The organism is Lactobacillus sp. 3B(2020) (assembly GCF_013487845.1).
Lineage (GTDB): Bacteria > Bacillota > Bacilli > Lactobacillales > Lactobacillaceae > Limosilactobacillus > Limosilactobacillus alvi.
This window is the reverse complement of record NZ_CP047410.1, coordinates 71,262-92,571: the sequence shown is the minus strand read 5'-3', so window position 1 is coordinate 92,571 and position 21,310 is coordinate 71,262. Positions and strand designations below refer to the sequence as shown.

Below are 21,310 nucleotides of genomic sequence, written 5' to 3'. Positions count from 1 at the left end.
TGTCTATAGGAATCGCTTTCATTATTATAATAACGTATCTTACATTAATTTTGTTGTCATAATTGTGCATTAATAAACAAAAATATGTAATAAAAAGTTATTATTTTGTAGTCAATTTATTACTAGTTAGCATAACCCCCATGACAAATGGCAAGAAATTTGAACAAATGTAACTTCCATCACTACGTAAAAATAAGCTGATAATTTTAAAAGAATTAATTCTAATACATCTTGAATTTACTAAAGTTCTTAATGATTTCAGTTATAACTATAATCACATGTACTAGAATACAGATAAAATTATCCAAAAAAATTTTTTATTAACCTTACTCGTTTGATGTGGTATAAAGCTCATAGTGAGTATGTAAAAGTGATGAAAACGGAAGCTATTTAATAATTGAATCTTAAAATTAAATTTTTGCTAATCTTCAAAACTATGTTTAGCAACAAAAATTCCATTTCTTGTTAAATGACCAGAATTTCAATTGTTATTCTAAATCTATTTTTCTCAAGAATAACTAATTGCTTCACAGTAAGCGCTTTTTTGACTATCACTAAAAAATAATTTTTTTGTCTTGCTTTTTTTACTTTTAATGTTATCTTCTACTTGAGTACTCAAGTAGAAGGGATGATTTATTTTGAAGCTTCAAGCTAATAATTTAACTATCCGAGCTCAGATTGTTTCTGCAATTCAAGAAGATATTTTTTCAAATCGTAAAGTTGGTGATAAGTTACCATCCGAAGCAGACTATGCGGATTATTTTGGTGTAACTCGATCTACTGTTCAAAAAGCTTTAAAAGATTTACAACGGATGAATTTAATTCAGAAAGTTCAAGGTAAAGGTTCTTTTGTACATCAAACTCAGCCTAAGGTACGGTTATTTAACTTTAAGGGGTTTACTGATTATGCAAAACAAATTGGGGCAAATCCTGTAAGTAAAGTAATTAAGCAAAAAAAGGTAACCCATGACGGAAATAAAGTCCTTTCTCTAAAACGTCTACGCTTATTCGAGACTAACGGGAAACTTACTCCTATTACTCTCGATGAATCTGAAATTAATTTGAGAGATTTCCCCAAGATTGATAAAAATGATTTTGAAAAAAAGTCACTTTATCAAGTGATTAGAGACGACTACCATGTGATTCCTTCAACCACGATACTTCATATGAGCGCTGTAAAAGCAGATGATGCTACCGCAAATCTATTTGGATGCAATGTCGGTGACCCTTTATTAAGAGCAACAGGAGTAGTTCATGACGAATCAGGAAAAGTAATCGAACAAGTAAAAGTAACTTACAGTGATTTTACGGAATTTGATCTAACTTTAGGAATTTAGGAGTGATTGATATGCGATCTAAAGACAAAGTTCTTGGTGCTTTATATGGCCAAGCAATCGGTGATGCGATGGGAATGCCTACTGAACTATGGCCAATCCAAAAAATACGGTCCAAATTTGGTAACAATATTACTGAATTCTTAGATGGAACTGCTGATAACGATATCGCAATTAACTTCAAGGCCGGTGAATACACTGATGATACAAATCAAGCTTTCGCTATCCTAGATGCTCTAATTGAAACTAACTGGAATCCCAACACCAAAGTTCTAGTCAGGCATATCATGAAGTGGGCTGATGAAGTGGGAGCCTGGACAAATAACATTCTTGGCCCTAGTAGTAAGGTAGCTCTTAAATTGGTAAAAGAAGGAAAAGACCCTCATGAAGTAACTAAAACTGCTCTCACTAATGGTTGTGGAATGCGGATATCTCCAATTGGAACCCTTTTTGAACCAAATCAGTTAGATATGCTTGTAAAGATGGTCTATGAAGTTACTAAGATTACTCATTCAAGTGACGTAGCTATTTCAGGTGCATCGATGATTGCTGGCGCTGTTACGGCAGCAATGGCAGATCAAAACTGGGATGAAATTATTTCTTATGCTTGCAAGGCAAACGATGAGGGGTTCAAGTTAGGAGCCCCTACTTGGGCAGCACATAATAAAAATCGTTTGATGATTGGAATTAATCTAGCAAAAAAATATAAAAACCAGGACGATCAATTTAGCCAGGCTATTTATGAAACTGTCGGTACTGGAACAATGGTTTCTGAAAGCATTCCTTCAGCTTTAGCAATTGCATACTATGCACGTGATGTTAAGAAATGTGCCATTCTATGTACTAACCTTGGTGGCGATACTGATACTATTGGAGCAATGGCAACCGCTATCTGTGGTGCAAAAAATGGTGCAAACAGTATCCCATCTAACTGGATAACTTTAATTAACAAGCGTAATCCTCAACATAACATTGATAAATTTGCTGATGAAATTCTAAATTTCAAAGCTTAAATTATAATTTTTAGCATAAGAGAGAGTTTTACTAGTGTTGTTCAAACTAAGGAAGTGAATATCATGGATAATGATTTTGTAAAGGTTCCTGAAACTGATAAAACTTTAAGCCCTGGAAAACTTTTCTATAATTGGTTTGCTGCAAATATTGGTATTATGGGGTTTGTTTATGGCGCTATCATCGTTAGTTATCATTTATCTTTCTTTCAGTCAATGACAGCTTCCCTAATTGGGGCATTAACATTTGCTATTCCTGGTTGGATTGCAATGATTGGTCAACGGGAAGGTGTAACGACGTTTAAATTAAGTCGTGTAGCATATGGAACGCATGGTAATAAGATCCCTAATTTCATGGCCTGGTTAAACATGGTTGGCTGGTTAGCTGTTAATGTTATTACCGGTACCCTACTATTTTCAGCAATGCTTAAAACAATACACATACCACAAAACAGTTTTACAAAGTTAATTTGTTTAATCGTTTTCGCTGGTCTTGTTTTCTTCTCAGGTATTTTCAAAGAGGCTACACTAGCCAAAATCCAAACCTGGTTAAGCTGGATTTTTGGTGTTCTTACACTAGTAATGTTAATAACGTTTCTCATTAATGCAAACTGGAAAGTTGCTCTTGAAATGCACAGTGGTAATTGGGTAACTAGTTGGTTACCAGCTGTTGCTTTTGTTGCAGCTGGTTCAAGTATTTCATGGTCAATGGCAGCTGCTGACTGGGGTGCTTATGTTCGTCCAGAAACCGCTCCTTCTGCCACTTTCTGGAATACCACACTCGGTGCTGCAACCCCGTTATTTATTTTAATGGCTGGTGGGGTTCTTCTAAGCACGATTTCACCTACTCTTGCAACAGCTAGTGACCCATATCAAGCTATGTATGGTGCTATCCCTGGTTGGTTTGGTTTCTTATACTTTCTTGTCGCTGCTGGTGGTATTATTCCTCAATGTTTGGTTTCCTTTCGTTCTGCTCGTATTAACTTACAAACTATTGGTATTAATGTCTCGCAGAAAACATCCTTAACTTTGCATGCTATTATCATTACTATTGTTTCAGTTTATGTTTTATTTATCTCAGGTAACTTTTTAAGTAACTTCGAATTATTCTTAAACTTCTTAGGAATCTGTTTAGCTTCGTGGGTTGCTATTTTCTTAGTAGATAATGTTCTTTACCGTCAGAACGGCTACAACGTCAAATTAATGGAAGCCGATTCGAAGAACCATTATAACTGGCCTGGTATTATTTCCTGGATCATTGCAACTATCTTCGGATTCTTATTTACCTCAAATGCTGCTTATCGTGGACCATTTGCATATGGTATCTTCTACAACAATAGTTCTCTCGCTGTTTTTGTATCTGGTATTGCCGCTATTATTTTAATGGTAACCTTTGCTCTATTTATTCATACGGAAGAAGCTGAATAATTATGACAAAAAAAGCACTTATTATTGGCGCAGTTTTTGTTGATATAATTGTTAACGTCCCTAATATTCCTAAATCTGGCGGTGATGTTACTGCAAAGATGAAAAACTTAAGCGTTGGCGGCTGTGCATTCAATGTTTATGGAGCAACAAGATACGCTCTTAATAAAAATAAGGTCGATCTCTTTGTTCCCGTTGGCAATGGCCAATATGCAAAATCAGTTCGTGAGACTATGATCAAAGAAGACATTCCGATTTTAGTTGAAGATAACCGATTAGATAATGGATGGGATCTTTGCCTAGTTGAACCTAGCGGTGAACGCTCCTTTATTACTGTTCCTGGAATAGAGCAAAAATTTAGCACTTCATGGTTTACTAAATTTAATCTCTCAGACTATAAATACATTTACTTGAGTGGTTATGAGCTGGAAAATACTTATTCAGCAATTAAGATTCTTGATTACTTAGAAAAGCGTAATGCTGATGCACAAATCTTCTTCGATGCTTCTCCTAGAATTGCACATCTTGACACACGGATCATAGATCGACTTCTTTCACCTGGTACAATTATTAATGCAAATTCAGATGAAATTGGAATTCTTAGTTCCAAAAATTCAATTGAAGAACAAGCGATTGAAATTTTTAACAAAACACAATCTCCTGTACTGATTACCCTTGGATCTAGCGGTTGCTTTAGTTTTGATAAGACCGGTGGAAAGCTAATCCCGGCATCAAAGGTTGGTAAAGTAGTAAATACAATTGGTGCCGGTGACACCCACTGCGGGGGTGTTATTGCTGGTTTGCTTAAGGGATACTCACTTAACGATGCTTGTCTGTTAGGAAATCGACTTTCTTCACTAGTTATCCAGCAAGAATCAGGTAGTCTTTAAATAATCATTTTTCTAACAGTTGTATACCTTATATAGTGGTCGAACTACTTAACGATATACCCTCAATTGTAAGTGATTAGCTTTTAGAACAATGTCTAGGCAACAAGCTTAGCAAAATTCCAAAAACAACACCCGACAGATCTGGAAAGCTACGCGATAAAAATATTTTTTGCGCAAAATTCTAGATCTGTCGGGTGCCATTTAGCCAAAATCAGCCCTTCGCAATTTTTAAGCGACGGACTGTTTTTTTAATTATTTCTTCTTGTACGGATATTGTTCCCCAAATTCATAAACCATTTCGGGTTCCTTACTAATTCGGTGGTTCCAGTTAATTGTTTCGATCTTAGCGATTTCGGCATCACTTAATTCAAAATCATAGATATCGGCATTTTCTTTAATCCGACTTGGATGGACTGACTTTGGAATAATCGCTACCCCATTTTGAAGGTGCCACCGCAAGACTACTTGAGCTGGGGTTTTACCGTGGGCGGCCGCAATTGCTTGCAAGATTGGGTGATCCAAGATTTGGCCCCGGCCTAGTGGCGACCAGGCTTGGGTGACAATATGATTTTCCTGGTCAAACTTCAACAATGGCTTTTGATTGAGCCATGGATGACATTCAATTTGATTAATCACCGGCATCTCATGAGCTTGCGTAGCGAGGTATTGCAAGTGAATCATCCCGTAATTGCTGACCCCGATGGACCGGGTTAAACCTTCTTTTTTCAGCTCTTCAAAAGCTCGCCAAGTGTTGAAAAACTCGGTATTGATTGGCCAGTGCACCATTAATAGGTCCACATAGTCCATCTTTAACTTCTTAAGGGATTCTTTGACCGAAGCAATCGCTGATTCATAACCTTGGTTTGCTTCATTGACCTTAGTGGCAATAAAAAGATTATCCCGGGAAACATCAAGGTCCGCTAAGGCTTTCCCCAACAAGTCTTCATTTTGATACATTTGGGCCGTATCAAATAACCGGTAACCCGCTTCATAAGCGGCATGCACGGAATTAGTTAATTCAGTTTGGTCGGTAATCTTATAAATTCCGAACCCTTCTTGCGGCATCTGGTTCCCATCTGCCAGGGTAATTAGATTGTTGGTAATATCCATTTTTTCCTCCTCAAAGCGTTTTTCTTAGTATAACAAATTTATCCGGAAAAATACTAAAAACACCGTCTTACTAGCCTATGTCACTAGCCAAGACGGTGTTGGCTTAATTTAAAACGAAGATATTTAGATATGACACGCTTCTAATTTATGGTCGCCTACGTTTGCTTCTCTGCTTCAAAAACTTCTTCTTGTAATCACTAATTTGTTGCTGAGCAGCTAGCTCCATAATTTTATTTTTGTCTGCTAATGTTTCCATCCGGATAAATTTTTCAAGTTGCTTAACATCAGCATTTTTTAACGCTTCAATCACTTGTTCATCTTGACGATTATAGTTTAGATATTGCCCCTTTTGAGCTGCCATAATAACTAAGAGAGTTTTTGTTGACCTACCATTACCTTCCCTAAAGGGATGAAAGTAATTTAAGTAATCTAACAATTGTGCATACTGTGAAACACTAGGTTTACGATCGCGTTGAATATCCTGTATTAGATCATTAATTGCCTTAATAGCTTCAGGAAAACTATGCGACAACATGAAGTTAGTACCATCTTTTGCTAATTCATAATTTCTAAATTCACCAGCCCAATCGTAAAGGTCACCATATAAAAATTTATGAATCTTAGCCAAGTCATTAATACTTTTGATTGGTCGAATTTTTTGATAGTGGCTAAATAAAAAAACTGTTTTTTCCGAAACAGTTTGATACTCAACTTTCATCAATTCACTTTGTCGTTGTATACCTAACTTATTTCGTAACGTCCCATTTGAATATTGAAATTTCGCTTTTAGTTCTTGATCAATATTCTTCACTTTTAATCACCAAAAATGTCGTTGAATTGAGCTTCATACTTAGGATTAGGCTCTTTAAGCGTTCGCTTTAAACTCAGGACATTTTCCCGACTTGGTTCCCAACCTTCCATCACATTACTTTTTACTGCAAACTCAACAACTTGAAAATCAAATCTATTTTCAAATTTAACCCCTTGGATAGTGAGATTTTCCCGGTCAATTACTAATTTAAAGCTTGGCTTTTGCAGCTCTGACAAGACACTACCAGGATCCTTGTGGCTAGCTAAAGCTAAGGCATTAATAATCTTAACCGTCCAAGTAGTCACCGGCCGCTTAAAAGCCGCACTTAAAGTAGTCGGCCGGATACCAGAAGCTCTAGCAACGTCAGCGGCCGTTAATTGGTTAATCTGTAAAAATTCATCGATCGTCATTGCCATACTATCACCTCAAGGTTAATTATATCCTAAAAAACGGCCTTTCTACAATATTTTGCATTTTTGTACAATGGATTGTATATAGACTAAAAACACCGTCTTACTAGCCTATGTGACTAGCCAAGACGGTGTTAGCTTAATTTATAACGAAAATATTTGTATTTTTAAAGAACGTGATTAAACCGTTATCAGATTAGCTAGGAGGTAATTAACTACTTGATGCTAATGAAGTCAACCCCAAAGAGGTCAGCTAATTGCTTCAATTGTTCTTCGCTCAAGGAAAGGGTAAGGACAGTGTGGTGACCCCCACCATTCTTCATCCAAGCCTTAGCACCTTCAGCTAAGCCGATTTCTGGCGTCCACATTTGCTTAGCAACTGGAAGCTTTGGCATTTCAGCTTCTGGCGTCTTGCAGTCAACTGGGTAGCCGATGAACTTGTAGCCATCGTCGAAGTAGGACAAGGTGATGTCGTAGCCCTTGCCTTCGGAACCAGTGAAGACAAGCCGAGCTGGGTCAGCCTTACCACCAATGTCCAATGGGTGAACTTCAATCCGTGGCTTGTCAGAAGCCAAGGTTGGATCAACTTCAAGCATGTGGGAGCCCATGATAGCTTCGTGGCCATGACGAAGGTCAAGCGTGTAGTCTTCCATCAAAGCCGTTTGCTTGTTGTCAGCAGCGATCTTCAATAAGCGGGTTAACCCGGCCATCTTAAAGTCTCCTTCTGGACCGAAGCCGTAGCCATCGATCATCAAGAGTTGAACTGCCAAACCAGGTAATTGTTCTAAGCCCTTCAAGTCTTGGAAGTTATCAGTAAAGGCGTCGTAACCATTATCATCCAAGAACTTCTTGATCCCGAGGTATTCACGAAGTTGGTAACGAACGGAGTGCACGTACTTGTCATGGTCGTTGTCCCCTTCAACCAAGTCAAACTTCTTTTCGAGGTCAGCGTAAGCCTTGTCAATATCGTCTTCAGCGATAGCGTTAACCACATCAACTAATTCGTTCGTTGGATAATAGTCAACCGTCCAGCCAAGCTTAATTTGAGCAGCAACCTTGTCACCTTCAGTAACGGCAACGTCACGCATCGTGTCCCCAAAACGAGCAATCCGAATGTGGAAGCTTTCGTTGTAGGCGATGGCCACGTGTTGCCAGTCAGCGATTTGCTTTTGAACATCTTCATCGCCCCACCAACCGTAAACCGAAGCGGCTGGAATGTGGAGACGAGAGTTGATGTAAGCATATTCCCGGTCACCGTGAGCACTTTGGTTTAAGTTCATGTAATCCATGTCGATTGAATCGAATGGGATGTTGTTCAAGAATTGGGTTGCCAAGTGAAGCAATGGCTTTTGCAATAATTGCGTTCCCCGAATCCAATTCTTAGCTGGTGAGAAGGTGTGCATCCAGGTAATTACCCCGGCAACTTCATCGTTGAAATTAGCTTCCTTCATAAACTTCGTAATGCTATCAGCCGTCGTAGCAACCAACTTAAATTCAACTGGGTAGTCAAGCTTACCGCTTTCGTTTAAACCCTTAACAATTTCCTTGGCATCCTTTTCCACTTGTTCCAAAGCTTCTGGACCATAAAGTGGTTGACTACCAACAACAAACCAGAACTTGTAATCTACATTACGCATGTTTGATAATCCCCTTTATTACGTTTTGCCTATTACTAATAAACGCTGTCAATTAATAGTTAATAATTTGTAAATCGCTTACAATTTGCATTGTAAAATATTTATCCGTATAAATCAAGTTGTTTTTGCAATTTATACGTAATTTATTATTTGTGGGTACCCTGAGCTTCAATTTCTTCCAACGTCTTCCCTTGCGTTTCTGGAACACAGGTCTTTACAAAGATAACCCCAAGGACACAGATGATCCCAAAGATTGCGAAGACGGCTTCTTGTGACATCACACCAGTCATGATTGGGAAAATTAATCCGACAAACCAGGAACCAACCCAGTTCATGGATGAAGCTAATCCGGCTGCCCGACCACGAATGGCAAGTGGGAAAATTTCCCCAACAATAACCCAAGTAAGTGGTGCCCAAGTAAAGGAGTAGAAAGCAACATAGATACTCAAGAAGACAACAATCATCATTGGGTTCGTGTGCGGAACCATGTAGTGAATGATTGATGGTAACAGGAAGGATAAGGCCATTACGGTCCCACCCATCATAATCAACGTCCGCCGCTTAATCTTGTCAGCAATGGCGATGAAGAGCAAGGAACCAAGGACTAAGATAACCCCTTGGATAATTGGCCACATCAAAGCAGAACTTGCGGCATTCCCAGTGGCTTTTTCAACAATTAGTGGAATGTAGTAGAAAATAGCGTTAGCACCTTGGAATTGTTGGAAAGTGGCCACCCCAACCCCAGCAATAACCAAGTAGCGGTACTTCTTAGAGAAGAGCATCTTGTAGCTAACATGTGAAGCAGCTGCTTTTTCTTCTTTAGCAGTGCTCTTAATTTGGTTGATTTCGTCTTCAATCTCTTGTTGGGAAGAACGAATCATCCCCAACACGTGGCGAGCACTTTCTTCGTCTCCGTTTTGAAGCAAGAACCGTGGTGATTCAGGCAAACGAAGAACCCCAAAGTAAAGGATAAAGGCTGGTACTGCAGCTAAGGCTAACATTGCCCGCCATGCCCAAGCACCTGGCAAGTCCTTCAAAACAAAGTCCATAATGTAAGATAACAACATCCCAGAAACAATCATCGTCTGGTTCAATCCGGAAAGCCGCCCCCGCATCTTGGCAGGTGCCATTTCAGACATATAAGCTGGAACTAAGGCTGACGCCGCCCCAACGGCAAGTCCTAAGAAGATCCGGACAATCACTAAGAATAAAGCACCATTGTGTGGTGAAATCCCGGAAAGAATTGAACCAAGGGCAAAAATAATTGCTGAGTAAAGAATAACTTTCCGCCGCCCTAAGTGGTCTGAAAGTTGTCCGGCAAGTGCACCCCCAAAGATTGCCCCAAACATAACTGCCGAAGTAATCCAACCAACAATTGATGCATTGCCTGCTAAGTGCCAATCAACTTGTAAGAATGGGAGTGCCCCGGTCATAACCCCAATGTCATAACCAAACAGGATTCCCCCAAATGAGCCGAAGAAGTAAATAAATTTATTCGAGATAGTCTTGTTCATTTCGACCTACCCTCCATTAAGAAATTCGTCCTAATAGGTGTTAATAAGTCGTAAGCGATTTCATAACAAATGATATCAAATTGCCCGAATAAATTCAATACAAATAACAAACAAATATTAAAAAGGCTTTACAAATCTAACTAATAGATCTGCAAAGCCTCGCTATCTTAATCTTTATTTGCAACTACTGATTCATTGAAGTGTGGTGGCATATCATACTTTATCGATTCTACGGTTTCCCCTTCGATCAATTTTACAATCATCGAGCCTGCATCAAGCCCCATTTTTTCTTTCGGGTGCTCTAAGGTTGTTAAACGTGGTTTGAGATACCGACCAAGCACAAAATCGTCGCAACCAGTAATACTTACATCTTCAGGAATTCGTAGGTTTAATGAACGAATCACGTCCATAATTTGGATTGCTAATTCATCATTGTAACAAATCACTGCCGTTGGATGATCCGGAGCGCTCATAATGTCTGAAACGTGTTTGAAGACCTTACTCATATCTTGGCCAGATTGATACATAATTGTTTTATTTAGATATGAAATTTCTGGATGTTCCATATAGGCATTAATAAAGCCACGCATCCGGTGAGTTCCTTGCATATCATCAACCTGGAAAATCCCTAAAATTTGCTTGTGTCCCTGATCAATTAGGTAACTCGTCATTGCTGCTTCAGCTTCCATATCCTTTGTTTCAAGGTATGGCGCATTTAATTCTGAATAATGGGCATTAATAAAAACCGTTGGAATTTTAGCATCTTCAATTTTTTGGTAAAGCTCAATGTTAGGGTCTGGCATCGCACTTTGTGTTGGTTCGATAATCAATCCGGCAACTTGGTTATCCAACATCCGTTTTAAGCTCTGGGCCTCTTTTTCTCGATTATTATGGGTATTACTAATAATCAATGAGTACCCCCGTGCTGAAACTGCCCGGTCAATCCCGGAAATAATGCTTGGGAAGATGTAATCAGCAAGATGAGTCGTAATAACCCCAATCATCTTGTTATTAATGACCCGCTTAGTTGAACTATCTTGCCAATCATCAACGTACATCCCCCCACCTTGAATCCGATATACGTAATGATCATTTTGTAATTCGCCAACTGCCCGACGGACAGTATAACGACTAACTTGGTATTTCACCATTAGGTCGGACTCGGTTGGTAACTTATCACCAACTTGGTAATCGCCCCGCTCAATCGCCTCCTTAATTCCTTTCTTTACAACTTCATACTTAATTTCCGCCATGGTACTCCCCGTTTTCTTTGATGTAATGTTAGTACATGATAACGCAGATCACGCCCCCATTGTCAACTAAAAACACAACTAGTAAAATAAAAACTCACTCAGCTAACTAGCCAAGTGAGCTTCTCAGTTATCATTCCAAACTATTCCCTAGGCATGTTTTGCATGATCTTTGGAGTGGGCGTTATTTTGACCGTAGTAGGCATTAGCCCCGTGCTTGCGGTAATAGTGCTTATCCAAGAGATATTGTGGTAGGCGCGAATTATCCATCGTCATTTGCATCGTGTGGTAGTCTTCTTCAGCCACAACTTCAAGGACCTTAGCGTTGTAGACCGCCTTAGCTGGGGTTGCTCCCCAAGTAAATGGGCCGTGTTGGGAGACTAAGGTCCCAGGGGTTGCTTCGTAGTCTAAGCCACGTTCCTTAAAGGTCTTGACGATTGTCTTCCCGGTGTTACCTTCGTAATCTTCTTTGATTTCTTCCTTGGTTAAGGCATCAGCCGCTGGAATATCGGTGTAGAAGGTATCGGCATGGGTCGTGTTCATAGCTGGAATATCCAACTTAGCGGCCGCAAAGGCAACTGCCCATGGTGAGTGCGTATGGACAATCCCCCCGATCTTTGGGAAGTGGTTGTACAAATAAGTGTGGGTTGGGGTATCGGAAGAGGGATTGTAGTCCCCTTCAACGACTTCTCCGTCAAGGTTAACTACCACCATGTCACTAGGTTTTAATTCGTCATATGGCACCCCAGATGGCTTGATAACGTAAAGGCCCTTTTCGCGGTCAATCCCGGATACATTCCCCCAAGTAAAGGTTACTAACCCCAGCTTCGGTAGTTGCATATTGGCTTCATAGACTTCTTGTTTTAATTCTTCGAGCATCCTTAAATCCCCCTAATCCAACTTCATTGTTTCACCAGCCTTTTGTTCAGCTGGCATCGCTTGCTTGTAGTTATCAATAAATTGTTCGTAACCCTTAACACTGGCTGGTTCTGGTGCTAAGGTGGCACTTTCGCTGTTAACAAAGACTTCTTGGTCCAGGTAATCAGCTAGGTTCTTTCCCCGGTGATCAGCAGCGTAAAGCGCGAGGACTGCCATCCCCCACGGGCCCCCTTGACCAGCGTTACTCATAACCGTAATTGGAGTGTCTAGGGCATCTGCTAGGACTTGTTGCGCCACGACTGGCGTCTTAAAGAGCCCCCCTTGGGCAACTAAGGAGTCCGTCCGGATATGTTCTTCCCGCAAAAGAATATCCATCCCAATCTTTAAGGGCGCAAAGGCCGAGTATAGTTGGACCTTAAAGAGGTTGGCCAAGGAGAAGTTACTATCAGGCTTGCGGACCAACATCGGCCGTCCTTCTTGCACCCGCGTGATGTTTTCCCCAGAAAGGTAAGCAAAATTGACTAAGCCCCCCGCATCTTGTTCTCCCCGAAGTGAAGCATCAAAGAGCTTTTCGTAGAGTTCATTTGGCTTTAAATCAACCCCAATTAAGCGCGCAAATTGGTTGAAAACGTTAGCCCAGGCATTAATATCCGAAGAGCAGTTGTTAGTGTGCACCATCGCAACTGGGGCCCCATCCGGTGTCGTAACCACGTCAATGTCACGGTGCACTTGGTTCAAGGCTTGGTCAAGAACAACCATTGAAAAGGCAGACGTCCCGATTGAAACGTTCCCCGTCCGTTTCCGGACCGCGTTTGTTGCAACCATCCCAGTGCCGGCATCCCCTTCTGATGGGGCAAAGAGAGCCCCCGGTTCAAGCTGACCACTTGGATCGAGTAACTTGGCCCCGGCCGCCGTTAAATGACCTGCCGTTTCTCCAGCAAGGAGAACCTTTGGTAAGAGCGCCGTAATTTGCCAATCAAATTGGGCCACTTCTGGTAAGGCCGCAAATTGGTCGAGCATGCGGGCATCATAATCATGGGTTGCTTCATCAATTGGGAACATCCCAGAAGCATCCCCAATCCCCGTCGTCTTTTCCCCCGTCAATTGCCAGGTTACATAGCCATCCAGGGTGGTGATGAAGGCAAGATCCTTAACGTGATCTTCTTGGTTTAAGATGGCTTGATACAAGTGAGCGATGCTCCACCGTTCTGGAATATTAAAACCGAAGAGGTCAGTTAACTTAGCAGCGGCCTCACCAGTAATGTTGTTTCGCCATGTCCGGAAAGGTACGAGTAAGTTATCTTCCTTATCAAAGGCCAGGTAACCGTGCATCATGGCACTAATCCCGATTGAGCCAATCTTAGTCAAAGCTAAGCCGTATTGCTCCTTGACTTCAGCGGCTAACTTAGCGTAACTGGTCTGGACCCCTTCCCAAACTTTGGCTAATGGGTACGTCCAAATATGATGATCGAGTTCGTTTTCCCAGACATATGAGCCACTGGCAACCACTTGGAAGTCCTGGGTTACTAAAACTGCTTTGATCGTTGTTGAACCAAATTCAATCCCTAAGGCCGTTTGCCCTTGTTCAATTGCTTGTTTTACTGCTTCGCGTTCCACCGTTTTTCACCTCACGCAATTTATTGAACTTATTTAAATTTATTATTAATTTATCTTGAAACAATTCCATTTTAAAATTTTTGTCCGTACAAATCAATACAAGATCAATAATTTGTTGAAGCGTTTTCAATCAAGGACAAAATAAAAAGCACCGGCTGTAAGGTTCCGGTGCGAAAGTAGGGGGTAACAGTGTTTGTTTTCTAAGAATAATAAATTTTCATCTTCATCAAGCTTGATTAGGTCTAGCGGTCCGCCTTTTTTTGTACATCTAATGAGCGCCGAACAACGATAACTTTTCTAACTATTAATTATCTAATTTTCACCATTGACATCCCCCACTTCCCGCCGTAGGCTAGAGTCAAATGTAAGGGCTTTATTGTTTTGTGAAAGGATGTCGTCTATGTTTCTCATCGATACGAGTCGAAATGGCCAACCTGTTTACAACGCCATGATCAACCAGTCTTTGGACGCTTACTTAATCAATGACCTCCGACTAGAAGGCCACGGTTTAATTTGTTATATCAACGATCCTGCCGTGATCATCGGTCTGCACCAAAATGCCTACGCTGAAATCAACCTCAACTACATGAAGAAACACAACATTCAACTTGTGCGGCGGACCAGTGGCGGCGGGGCCGTTTATCACGACCGTGGTAACATTATTTTCGAAAACATTGTCGTTGGCAATACCGATGGCTTCCGAAACTTCAAACAAATCGGGGAACCCATTGTTGCTGCCCTACACGATCTTGGCATTCATGAGGCTGAAGTGCAGGGCCGCAATGATATGGCCATCGCTGGGAAGAAATTCTCGGGGATGGCGATGGTTAAGACAAAGAATGCCTACGCTGCGGGGGAACCATTATGTTTGACCTCGATAATGACGTTGCTCAGCACGTTTTAACTCCCGATATCGGCAAACTCGAATCAAAGGGAATTAAGTCCGTTGATGCTCGGATTACTAACGTTAAACCTTACCTTCCGGAAAAGTACCAAAACTGGACAAGTGAAGACTTCAAGAACTACTTACTTTGTCACATGTTTGGCGTCGACAAGGTTGAAGATATCCCCACTTACCACCTAACTGACCAGGACTGGGCGATTATTGATGCCCGCCAAGAGGCCAAGTTCGCGACTAAGCATTGGAACTTCGGACAAAACCCTGGTTATGCTAACTATGTTTCCCACCACTTCAAGATCGGGACGGTTTCCTTCAACTTTAACGTCACTGACCGGAAAATCAGTGAAATCAAGATCTTCGGCGACTTCTTTACTGCCGGTGATCCATCCGTGATCGAAAAAGCCCTCGTTGGGGTACCGTATAACTTTGACGCCATCAAGGACGCCTTAAGCAAAGTTGATATTGATAATAATCTGAGTCCCGTCCCAGTTGCTGATTTAGCCGCCTTGATCATGAAAATTTTGTAATTAACCTACAAGTGCGGTCGTCGGAAGTCCTTTTAGGTTACAATATCATTTTTCTAACGAATTATAAGTGGTAGCTCCGCTAACATTTGACTTACTTTTACCAAGCAAAACGGTTCCTTCCCTTTCGCTAATCCCGTATAATTATAATAATTTGAACGGAAAGGGTGACTTAGATGTTAACGGCGGTAAACCATTTCTTTACGACTTTTGGGGCAACGGTGATTGTCCCGGTAATGATCTTGATCGTAGCCCGCTTTTTAGGGGTTAAATTTAAGATCGCACTCAAAAGTGCCCTCGCGGCTGGGGTTGGGCTAACGGGTTTTAGCTGGTTGATTACTGCCTTTACCCCGGTGGTCACGAAATTAATCAAGCAAATGGTTGAAACGACCGGGATCCATTTACCGGTGGTAGACATTGGCTGGCAGGCCGGTTCCCTAGCCGCTTTTGGTTCGACAATTGGCCTAAGTTTCTTCATTGGCGGACTTTTAATTGAGCTCCTCCTCTTTGCGACCGGAATTACCAAGGTTTTTATGCCCTCGAATTTATGGAATAACTTTGGCTTGATGATCTGGGCAACGATGGCCTATGTCGTTACCCATAATTTTGTTTTAGCCTTTGGATTAGCGACTTTCTTACTTTTGGTCACCCTTTTACTCGCCGAAGTTCAAGCCGATGCCTGGTCGGCTTACTACCAAGTCCCAAACGCGACGGTCGCTTCACCCCACAATATTGAGCAAGTCATCCCGATCCTCATCCTCGATCCCCTATGGAACCTCTTAGGTTTTAACAAGGTTCACTTCACCCCAACCCACTTTAAGGAACGCTTTGGTTTACTGGGCGAACCCACTAGTTTAGGGGCGATTCTCGGTTTGTTAATTGGGATTTTAGGTAATTTAAAGCGCCTCGGTAGCATGGCAGCGTGGGGGCAGATTACCCAATTTACCATCCAACTCGCTGCCATTATGACCATCTTTCCCTTGGTAACCCAAGTCTTCGCCACAGCTTTTACTCCTTTAGCCGAAGCAATTGACCAAAAGCACCAGGTAAAAGCCACTTCCAAGGCGGTAATTACCGATCCAAAGCGCTGGTTTTTAGGGATTGATGACGGGGTCGGTTACGGTGAAACAGCGACCTTGATCGCCGGCATGCTCCTCCTCCCCATCATGGTGGCCCTCGCCTTCATCTTACCTGGGAACCGGACTTTACCAGTGGTTGACTTAATCGCCATTCCTTTCATGGTTGAATCCATCGTGGCTTTGACCCGGGGAAACCTCCTCAAGGTTATCGCAACCGGGGTCGTTTGGTTCAGCTTGGGATTGTACGCTGCCAGCTGGCTCGGGGACGTTTACACCACTGCCGTTGCTCACTACGGGGCAACGTTACCAACTGGCGTGGTCTTAATCACTAGTTTTAACTTAATTGCCCGGCCGTTTAACGCTTTGATCTTTGCCGCCTTCATCTCACAAAGCCCGCTTTGGATCGGCCTTTGCATCATCCTCTACCTAGTCGCCCTCGTCTTTTTACGGACCCGGCGCCCCCAAATCTGGGCTTACCTCCGGAAAATGGCGACCAAAAACGACGCCCCGCGTGATGGGGCCAAGTAAAGGCATCATTATTGCTGGCGGCTTAAAATCAACCATTCAAAAATCCCCTCGTTACCATTGCGCACTAGTAACGAGGGGATTTGTAAACGATCATTGATATCTAAGTGAGGTCACAAGCATTTTCAAAAAAATATCGGCAGCTTATTTTAGTTATCTGCTAAGAGCAACATCCATTAAGAGAAAAACTACTATCTTTCTTGGGCCCAACTTTAGTTTACTATTATCGGATGAAAACTTAAAAGAATATGCTCACCGTTGGCGCCACCGTCGATAAGCGCGGCTAAGGTTTACGATGATTAACAAGAGGGTAATGATAATCGCCACTACCCAGCCAATCACCCCGAGGCGATAGATAATTTGGCCCCGACTACCAACAACAAGAATTGACGAAGATAGGATCAAGGCCGCCAACATAATTACGATTAACAATCGATTTAGCATCTGGTTTAATTTGGCGAGGACTTGCTTCTGACCGAGATAATGCAGATTAACCCGGCTTTCGCCATCCTCGATCTGAGTCAAGATCCGTTCAGCCCGTTGGGGAAGGCGGTTTAAGGCCCGGAGCGATTGACCGGTCAGCCATAAGGAATCTTGTAATTCTTGGCGGAGATTAAAATGATTCTTAAAATATTGCTTAGCAAACGGTGTTGCAATCGCCATCAAGGATAGGTCCGGATCGAGCTTAGCAATCAAACCTTCCAAAGTCCCAAAGGCCTTAAAGAGCAGGGTTACTTCCGGTTTTAATTGGAGATGATTTTGGGCACAGAGTTGGGTCATCGCAAACAAAAATTGGGGCATATCGATCTCATCGATTTTAGCCCGTAAATACGGGTGAACAAAGCGACTGAGTTGCCGTTTAAACTGGGCTTCATCGACTTCACCGGTGGCATTGCAGACATTGAGGACGGCTTGGCTCACCGCCGTCGCATCTTTTTGGGCTAACGCTAGCACTACCTGGGCAATGTCATCTGCCAAAGTTGGCGTTAACCGCCCCATCATCCCAAAATCAAGGTAGACCAGATTGTACGGGATCGCTGGTTTAACCCTCGTGGTCGTAACGTCAATTGGTCCTACTTGGTGTTGCTTTTCATCCACTTGTTCGGTTGCCGCTGGGTTTTCATAGTAAAGGATATTTCCGGGGTGGGGATCAGCGTGGAAAAAGTTATCAACAAAGACCTGCTTGATAAAGTTTTGCACAAGCACTTCTGCTAAGGCGGTCTTGGTTTTAGCTAAGGCCTGGGCGGCAGCGGGATCCGTCGGCACTGGTTGGGTCACTAGGTATTTAATGCTCTTTCCCGACATGACTTCGTTAACTAACACCTTAGCCGAGCAGTATTGGCGGTAAACTTTCGGTACCCGAATAATCCCATCATGATTGTTTAGTTCATAAAAGGTTTCCCCATTCGTTGCTTCTTGCATTGCGTCCACTTCGCTCAAAAGGGAGGAACGAAGTTGTTGAAAGACCTGTTCAAAGTTTACGACGCTCGTTTCAGCTGGCAGGTACTTAAATAACCGTACGGCCCGTTCAAAGAGGGCCAAATCGACGGTAATTAATTGTTGCACCTCGGGGTGTTGGATTTTTACTACCACCGGCGTCCCATCATGTAAGGTCGCGTGATGACATTGACCGACTGAAGCGGAGGCAAAAGGCGTTTTTTCAAAGGTCGCAAAACTTTCCGCGATTGTTTTTCCCGTTGATTCTTCATAGACCTTAGCAATCGCTTCATAATCATTGGCCGGAACATCGTTTTGCAGGGTCTGGAGAGCCTTGATATATGCTGGTGAAATTAAATCTGGCCGGGTCGACAATAATTGGCCAAACTTAATAAAGGTTGGTCCTAGCTCTTGAAAAGTCGCTAAAATTTCTTCCGGGTGGGTCTGATGGTAAAAGTTAGATAAAAAAGCATGGCGCCGTAAAATTTGGTAAATTTGCTGAACCCGTTTCCTTGGAGATAAACTTTCTTCTGCCATTTATATCCCTCCCAACTTTCGTTTTAACCACCACTTAGGCTTTAAAACCCGGTGGAGGTCATGTTTAATTTGGTACTGATTTTCCGGTGAAAAATCGTGTTTTAAGTAGTTAGCTAGTTGATGATACCGCGGCCAACCGCAAAGATAGGTCGGTTGAACAAATTGGCTCCGGGTGACATCATGACTCGGCACCTTTTGATGGTGGCGCATCTTAACCTGGCAAATTAAACCGCAGGTAATTGGCGCTTTACCATCATGATATTCACCAATGGGGACGTTAATTACCGCGCCTTGTAAAAAGTTTTGCCAGGTCTGGGGGTGGAGTTTTCGCTCAGCCTTGATCGCTGCTTGCAGGTCTTTGGGAAGCTGATACCAACGAAGCTCCCCATCTGCTAACTGAACTTGAACCCAACAGCGCCAAAATTTTTTCGTTTGCCGTTTTCGTGGCTTTTTTAACTCTGCTAAGGCCCGCTTGGCAAAGGACCAGGTCCGGGGATCATTTTCAAAGGCCATGCTTATTCCTCGTCTTGATCCCAGTGGCGGTGGGCGTTAATTTTCATTTTCTTTGCAATCTCTGCGTAAGGATCCATCCCCAAGGCATCGCACATGTAAAAAAGGTAGATCAAAGTATCCGCAATTTCTTCTTTTAGATGGGCTGTTTCCTTTGGCGTTAAGGCTTGCTTTTCATCCTCCCATTGGAAAATTTCTAGAACTTCGCTGGCCTCCAAGTTCGCTGACAAAGCTAAATCCTTCAAATTATGGTACTTCTCCCAGTGCCGTGACTTCCGAAAATCGGTGATAATTTTGATCGCATCTTGATAGTCCATCTTTATTCCCCCAATAGAATTAAACCCTTTTAATTACCTTTTTGGTATCCCAGATTCATTATTTGTAACTCTGATTCCTAACATTATTTTATTTTTCATTATACCGCAAGATTGTTATTTCACTCATTAGCTAATCTCACTATAATTTGTCTGTTAATCCCGTTAGATTTTTGATATACTTATTCATGGAGACGGTCCTTTCTTTTTTGAGAGACGGGGGACAGCCGTCTTCTTTTTTTATACATAAAATCCCATCAACCAAGAATTGTAGACCCCAAAAACGCAAGGCTACCAGAGATAACCTTGCGTTTTTTTAACTTTTAGTCCGTCAAATTAATTAGTTTCGTTGCTTCTTCAAGCCAACGCCACCAAATAACATGCCGGCAAGGGCTAAGCCAAGCACCGTCATACTGTTAGTTGCGGCGCTCCCGGTTTGTGGCAAGGCTGTAGCTTGAGCTTGTTGGTAAGCCGCTAAGGTCATGGTTGGCCCAAAGTTAACGTTCAAGATACCGATTCTTAATCATTTCCGCCTTTTTAGCATGATCTTCAGGGTAAATAAAGCTATAATCAATCCCTAACGTAGCTAATTCATCAAGGATGGCCCGCTTATATTTAGCCGGAATGATATACTTTTCCTTTTCATCCGGGTGATCAGGGTGGTAAAGACTCAAGACATCAATTGCTTGTTGGGCAAGGCGTTCCACTTCATGGTAATCAATTGGGACTGCGGGATCATATTCATCACTAATAAAGGGCACAAACAGGAAGAGTCCTTGCTGGTTTTCCATCCGCCGACTCATTCGTTTGATGGTCACAATCTTTGGAACAATCAATTCCAAGGGATTAAGTTTGTTTTCAAAGCTGGGAATATCCCGCTTAGCTTCTTCAAAGACCTTTAAAAACGGTACCGTCCGCAAAGCTTCACGGAATTCCTTAAAGTGATGGGCCGTCTGTTCATCAAAATATTTAAAGTAGGTGTCGCTCCAAAGACGTTGGTGCTTGGTAACGTAATGATTATCAACCTGATAAAAGCTTTGTAAGGCATGGAAAAAGGCGCCCTTATCAGCCATTGACTGCCGGGCCAAGGACGATTCTAATTGCATTTCATTGCTAAAGGCATTTTTCTTAAAATAGTCATGGTTTGCCAAGCCACTTTTATCTTCATATTCTGCAATCAAGTTTGGCCAGCCCCGTTCCGCTAACATTGTCGCCAACTTGTCGAGATTTGGCGTATCCTTATAGATATAAACTTCACCGTTTCCTTGACCCCCCTTAACCGCAAAAAACAGCGCAATTAAGGGGTTTGAACTCACATCAAGTAACCTAGTGGGGAGGTGGTAATGTTCCATCAAGGCCATCCGTTCAAAATTAGTCCGACACTTTTCAAAAAGCAGGGGGTCGGCCATCAAAAATTCATTAAAGAGATTATCTTCGTTGTCTAATAACTTTCGGCTTCGAAAAACTGACGGGAGGGTATTGGAAAAAGCATCATCTTGCCCCCGGAAATAGTATCGCTGGCGCTGACCAAGCGTAGTTAATTTTTCAATTTCTTCAATATAATTAGAAACGTTCTTGATCTCGTGAATCATCTGG

The 21,310-nt window shown here is 42.0% G+C and carries 18 protein-coding genes and 1 pseudogene; 6 read left to right on the top strand and 13 right to left on the bottom strand.

Annotated elements, in window-relative coordinates:
• The first annotated feature begins 638 nt into the window (after positions 1 to 638).
• From GTO83_RS00385 to GTO83_RS00370, 4 genes are all read left to right on the top strand, one after another.
• The gene (locus GTO83_RS00385) at positions 639 to 1,337 is read left to right on the top strand and encodes a GntR family transcriptional regulator (RefSeq protein WP_180871204.1); all 699 of its coding nucleotides are present in this window, start codon (positions 639 to 641) and stop codon (positions 1,335 to 1,337) included.
• A gap of 11 nt (positions 1,338 to 1,348) precedes the next feature.
• Positions 1,349 to 2,347 carry an ADP-ribosylglycohydrolase family protein gene (locus tag GTO83_RS00380; RefSeq protein ID WP_180872073.1) on the top strand — a complete coding sequence of 333 codons (999 nt, stop codon included), beginning with the start codon at positions 1,349 to 1,351 and terminating at the stop codon, positions 2,345 to 2,347.
• 63 nt (positions 2,348 to 2,410) lie between these two features.
• Positions 2,411 to 3,772: a cytosine permease gene (locus GTO83_RS00375; RefSeq protein ID WP_180871202.1), complete on the top strand. Its 1,362-nt coding sequence runs from the start codon at positions 2,411 to 2,413 to the stop codon at positions 3,770 to 3,772.
• A 2-nt stretch (positions 3,773 to 3,774) separates the two neighbouring features.
• Positions 3,775 to 4,659, top strand: coding sequence for a PfkB family carbohydrate kinase (locus GTO83_RS00370; protein WP_180871201.1), 885 nt, complete (start codon positions 3,775 to 3,777; stop codon positions 4,657 to 4,659).
• Positions 4,660 to 4,911: 252 nt separating this feature from the next.
• Here the strand turns inward: GTO83_RS00370 and GTO83_RS00365 are convergent, their stop codons facing one another.
• From GTO83_RS00365 to GTO83_RS00330, 8 genes are all read right to left on the bottom strand, one after another.
• Positions 4,912 to 5,769, bottom strand: coding sequence for an aldo/keto reductase (locus tag GTO83_RS00365; protein WP_180871199.1), 858 nt, complete (start codon positions 5,767 to 5,769; stop codon positions 4,912 to 4,914).
• Between the two features lie 145 nt (positions 5,770 to 5,914).
• The gene (locus GTO83_RS00360) at positions 5,915 to 6,580 is read right to left on the bottom strand and encodes a Fic family protein (RefSeq protein ID WP_180871198.1); all 666 of its coding nucleotides are present in this window, start codon (positions 6,578 to 6,580) and stop codon (positions 5,915 to 5,917) included.
• Between the two features lie 2 nt (positions 6,581 to 6,582).
• Positions 6,583 to 6,996: an XRE family transcriptional regulator gene (locus GTO83_RS00355; RefSeq protein WP_180871196.1), complete on the bottom strand. Its 414-nt coding sequence runs from the start codon at positions 6,994 to 6,996 to the stop codon at positions 6,583 to 6,585.
• 209 nt (positions 6,997 to 7,205) lie between these two features.
• Positions 7,206 to 8,627, bottom strand: coding sequence for an L-arabinose isomerase (gene araA, locus GTO83_RS00350; protein ID WP_180871195.1), 1,422 nt, complete (start codon positions 8,625 to 8,627; stop codon positions 7,206 to 7,208).
• Between the two features lie 146 nt (positions 8,628 to 8,773).
• Entirely contained in the window at positions 8,774 to 10,141 is a 1,368-nt protein-coding gene (locus tag GTO83_RS00345; RefSeq protein WP_180871193.1) for a sugar porter family MFS transporter, read from the bottom strand.
• Positions 10,142 to 10,308: 167 nt separating this feature from the next.
• Positions 10,309 to 11,394 carry a GntR family transcriptional regulator gene (locus GTO83_RS00340; protein WP_180871191.1) on the bottom strand — a complete coding sequence of 362 codons (1,086 nt, stop codon included), beginning with the start codon at positions 11,392 to 11,394 and terminating at the stop codon, positions 10,309 to 10,311.
• Between the two features lie 147 nt (positions 11,395 to 11,541).
• On the bottom strand, positions 11,542 to 12,270 hold the full coding sequence (locus GTO83_RS00335; RefSeq protein ID WP_180871189.1) for an L-ribulose-5-phosphate 4-epimerase: 729 nt from the start codon (positions 12,268 to 12,270) through the stop codon (positions 11,542 to 11,544).
• A 12-nt stretch (positions 12,271 to 12,282) separates the two neighbouring features.
• A complete protein-coding gene (locus GTO83_RS00330) occupies positions 12,283 to 13,887 on the bottom strand; it encodes a xylulokinase (protein ID WP_180871187.1) in 1,605 nt (534 codons plus the stop codon).
• Positions 13,888 to 14,287: 400 nt separating this feature from the next.
• Here GTO83_RS00330 and GTO83_RS00325 point away from each other — a divergent pair.
• Both GTO83_RS00325 and GTO83_RS00320 read left to right on the top strand, forming a co-directional pair.
• Positions 14,288 to 15,315: pseudogene (locus GTO83_RS00325) on the top strand (lipoate--protein ligase).
• Between the two features lie 173 nt (positions 15,316 to 15,488).
• On the top strand, positions 15,489 to 16,919 hold the full coding sequence (locus tag GTO83_RS00320; RefSeq protein ID WP_180871185.1) for a PTS transporter subunit IIC: 1,431 nt from the start codon (positions 15,489 to 15,491) through the stop codon (positions 16,917 to 16,919).
• Between the two features lie 249 nt (positions 16,920 to 17,168).
• Here GTO83_RS00320 and GTO83_RS00315 read toward each other — a convergent pair whose 3' ends face one another.
• The 5 genes from GTO83_RS00315 to GTO83_RS00295 all read right to left on the bottom strand — a co-directional run bounded on the left by GTO83_RS00315 (position 17,169) and on the right by GTO83_RS00295 (position 21,306).
• The gene (locus tag GTO83_RS00315; RefSeq protein ID WP_180871183.1) at positions 17,169 to 18,890 is read right to left on the bottom strand and encodes an AarF/ABC1/UbiB kinase family protein; all 1,722 of its coding nucleotides are present in this window, start codon (positions 18,888 to 18,890) and stop codon (positions 17,169 to 17,171) included.
• The gene (locus GTO83_RS00310; RefSeq protein WP_180871181.1) at positions 18,891 to 19,403 is read right to left on the bottom strand and encodes a hypothetical protein; all 513 of its coding nucleotides are present in this window, start codon (positions 19,401 to 19,403) and stop codon (positions 18,891 to 18,893) included.
• A gap of 2 nt (positions 19,404 to 19,405) precedes the next feature.
• On the bottom strand, positions 19,406 to 19,717 hold the full coding sequence (locus tag GTO83_RS00305; protein ID WP_180871180.1) for a nucleotide pyrophosphohydrolase: 312 nt from the start codon (positions 19,715 to 19,717) through the stop codon (positions 19,406 to 19,408).
• 337 nt (positions 19,718 to 20,054) lie between these two features.
• On the bottom strand, positions 20,055 to 20,222 hold the full coding sequence (locus tag GTO83_RS00300; protein WP_180871178.1) for an LPXTG cell wall anchor domain-containing protein: 168 nt from the start codon (positions 20,220 to 20,222) through the stop codon (positions 20,055 to 20,057).
• The gene (locus tag GTO83_RS00295; RefSeq protein WP_180871176.1) at positions 20,212 to 21,306 is read right to left on the bottom strand and encodes an FRG domain-containing protein; all 1,095 of its coding nucleotides are present in this window, start codon (positions 21,304 to 21,306) and stop codon (positions 20,212 to 20,214) included. Before GTO83_RS00295 ends, GTO83_RS00300 begins: the two co-directional genes overlap by 11 nt.
• Positions 21,307 to 21,310 lie beyond the last annotated feature (4 nt).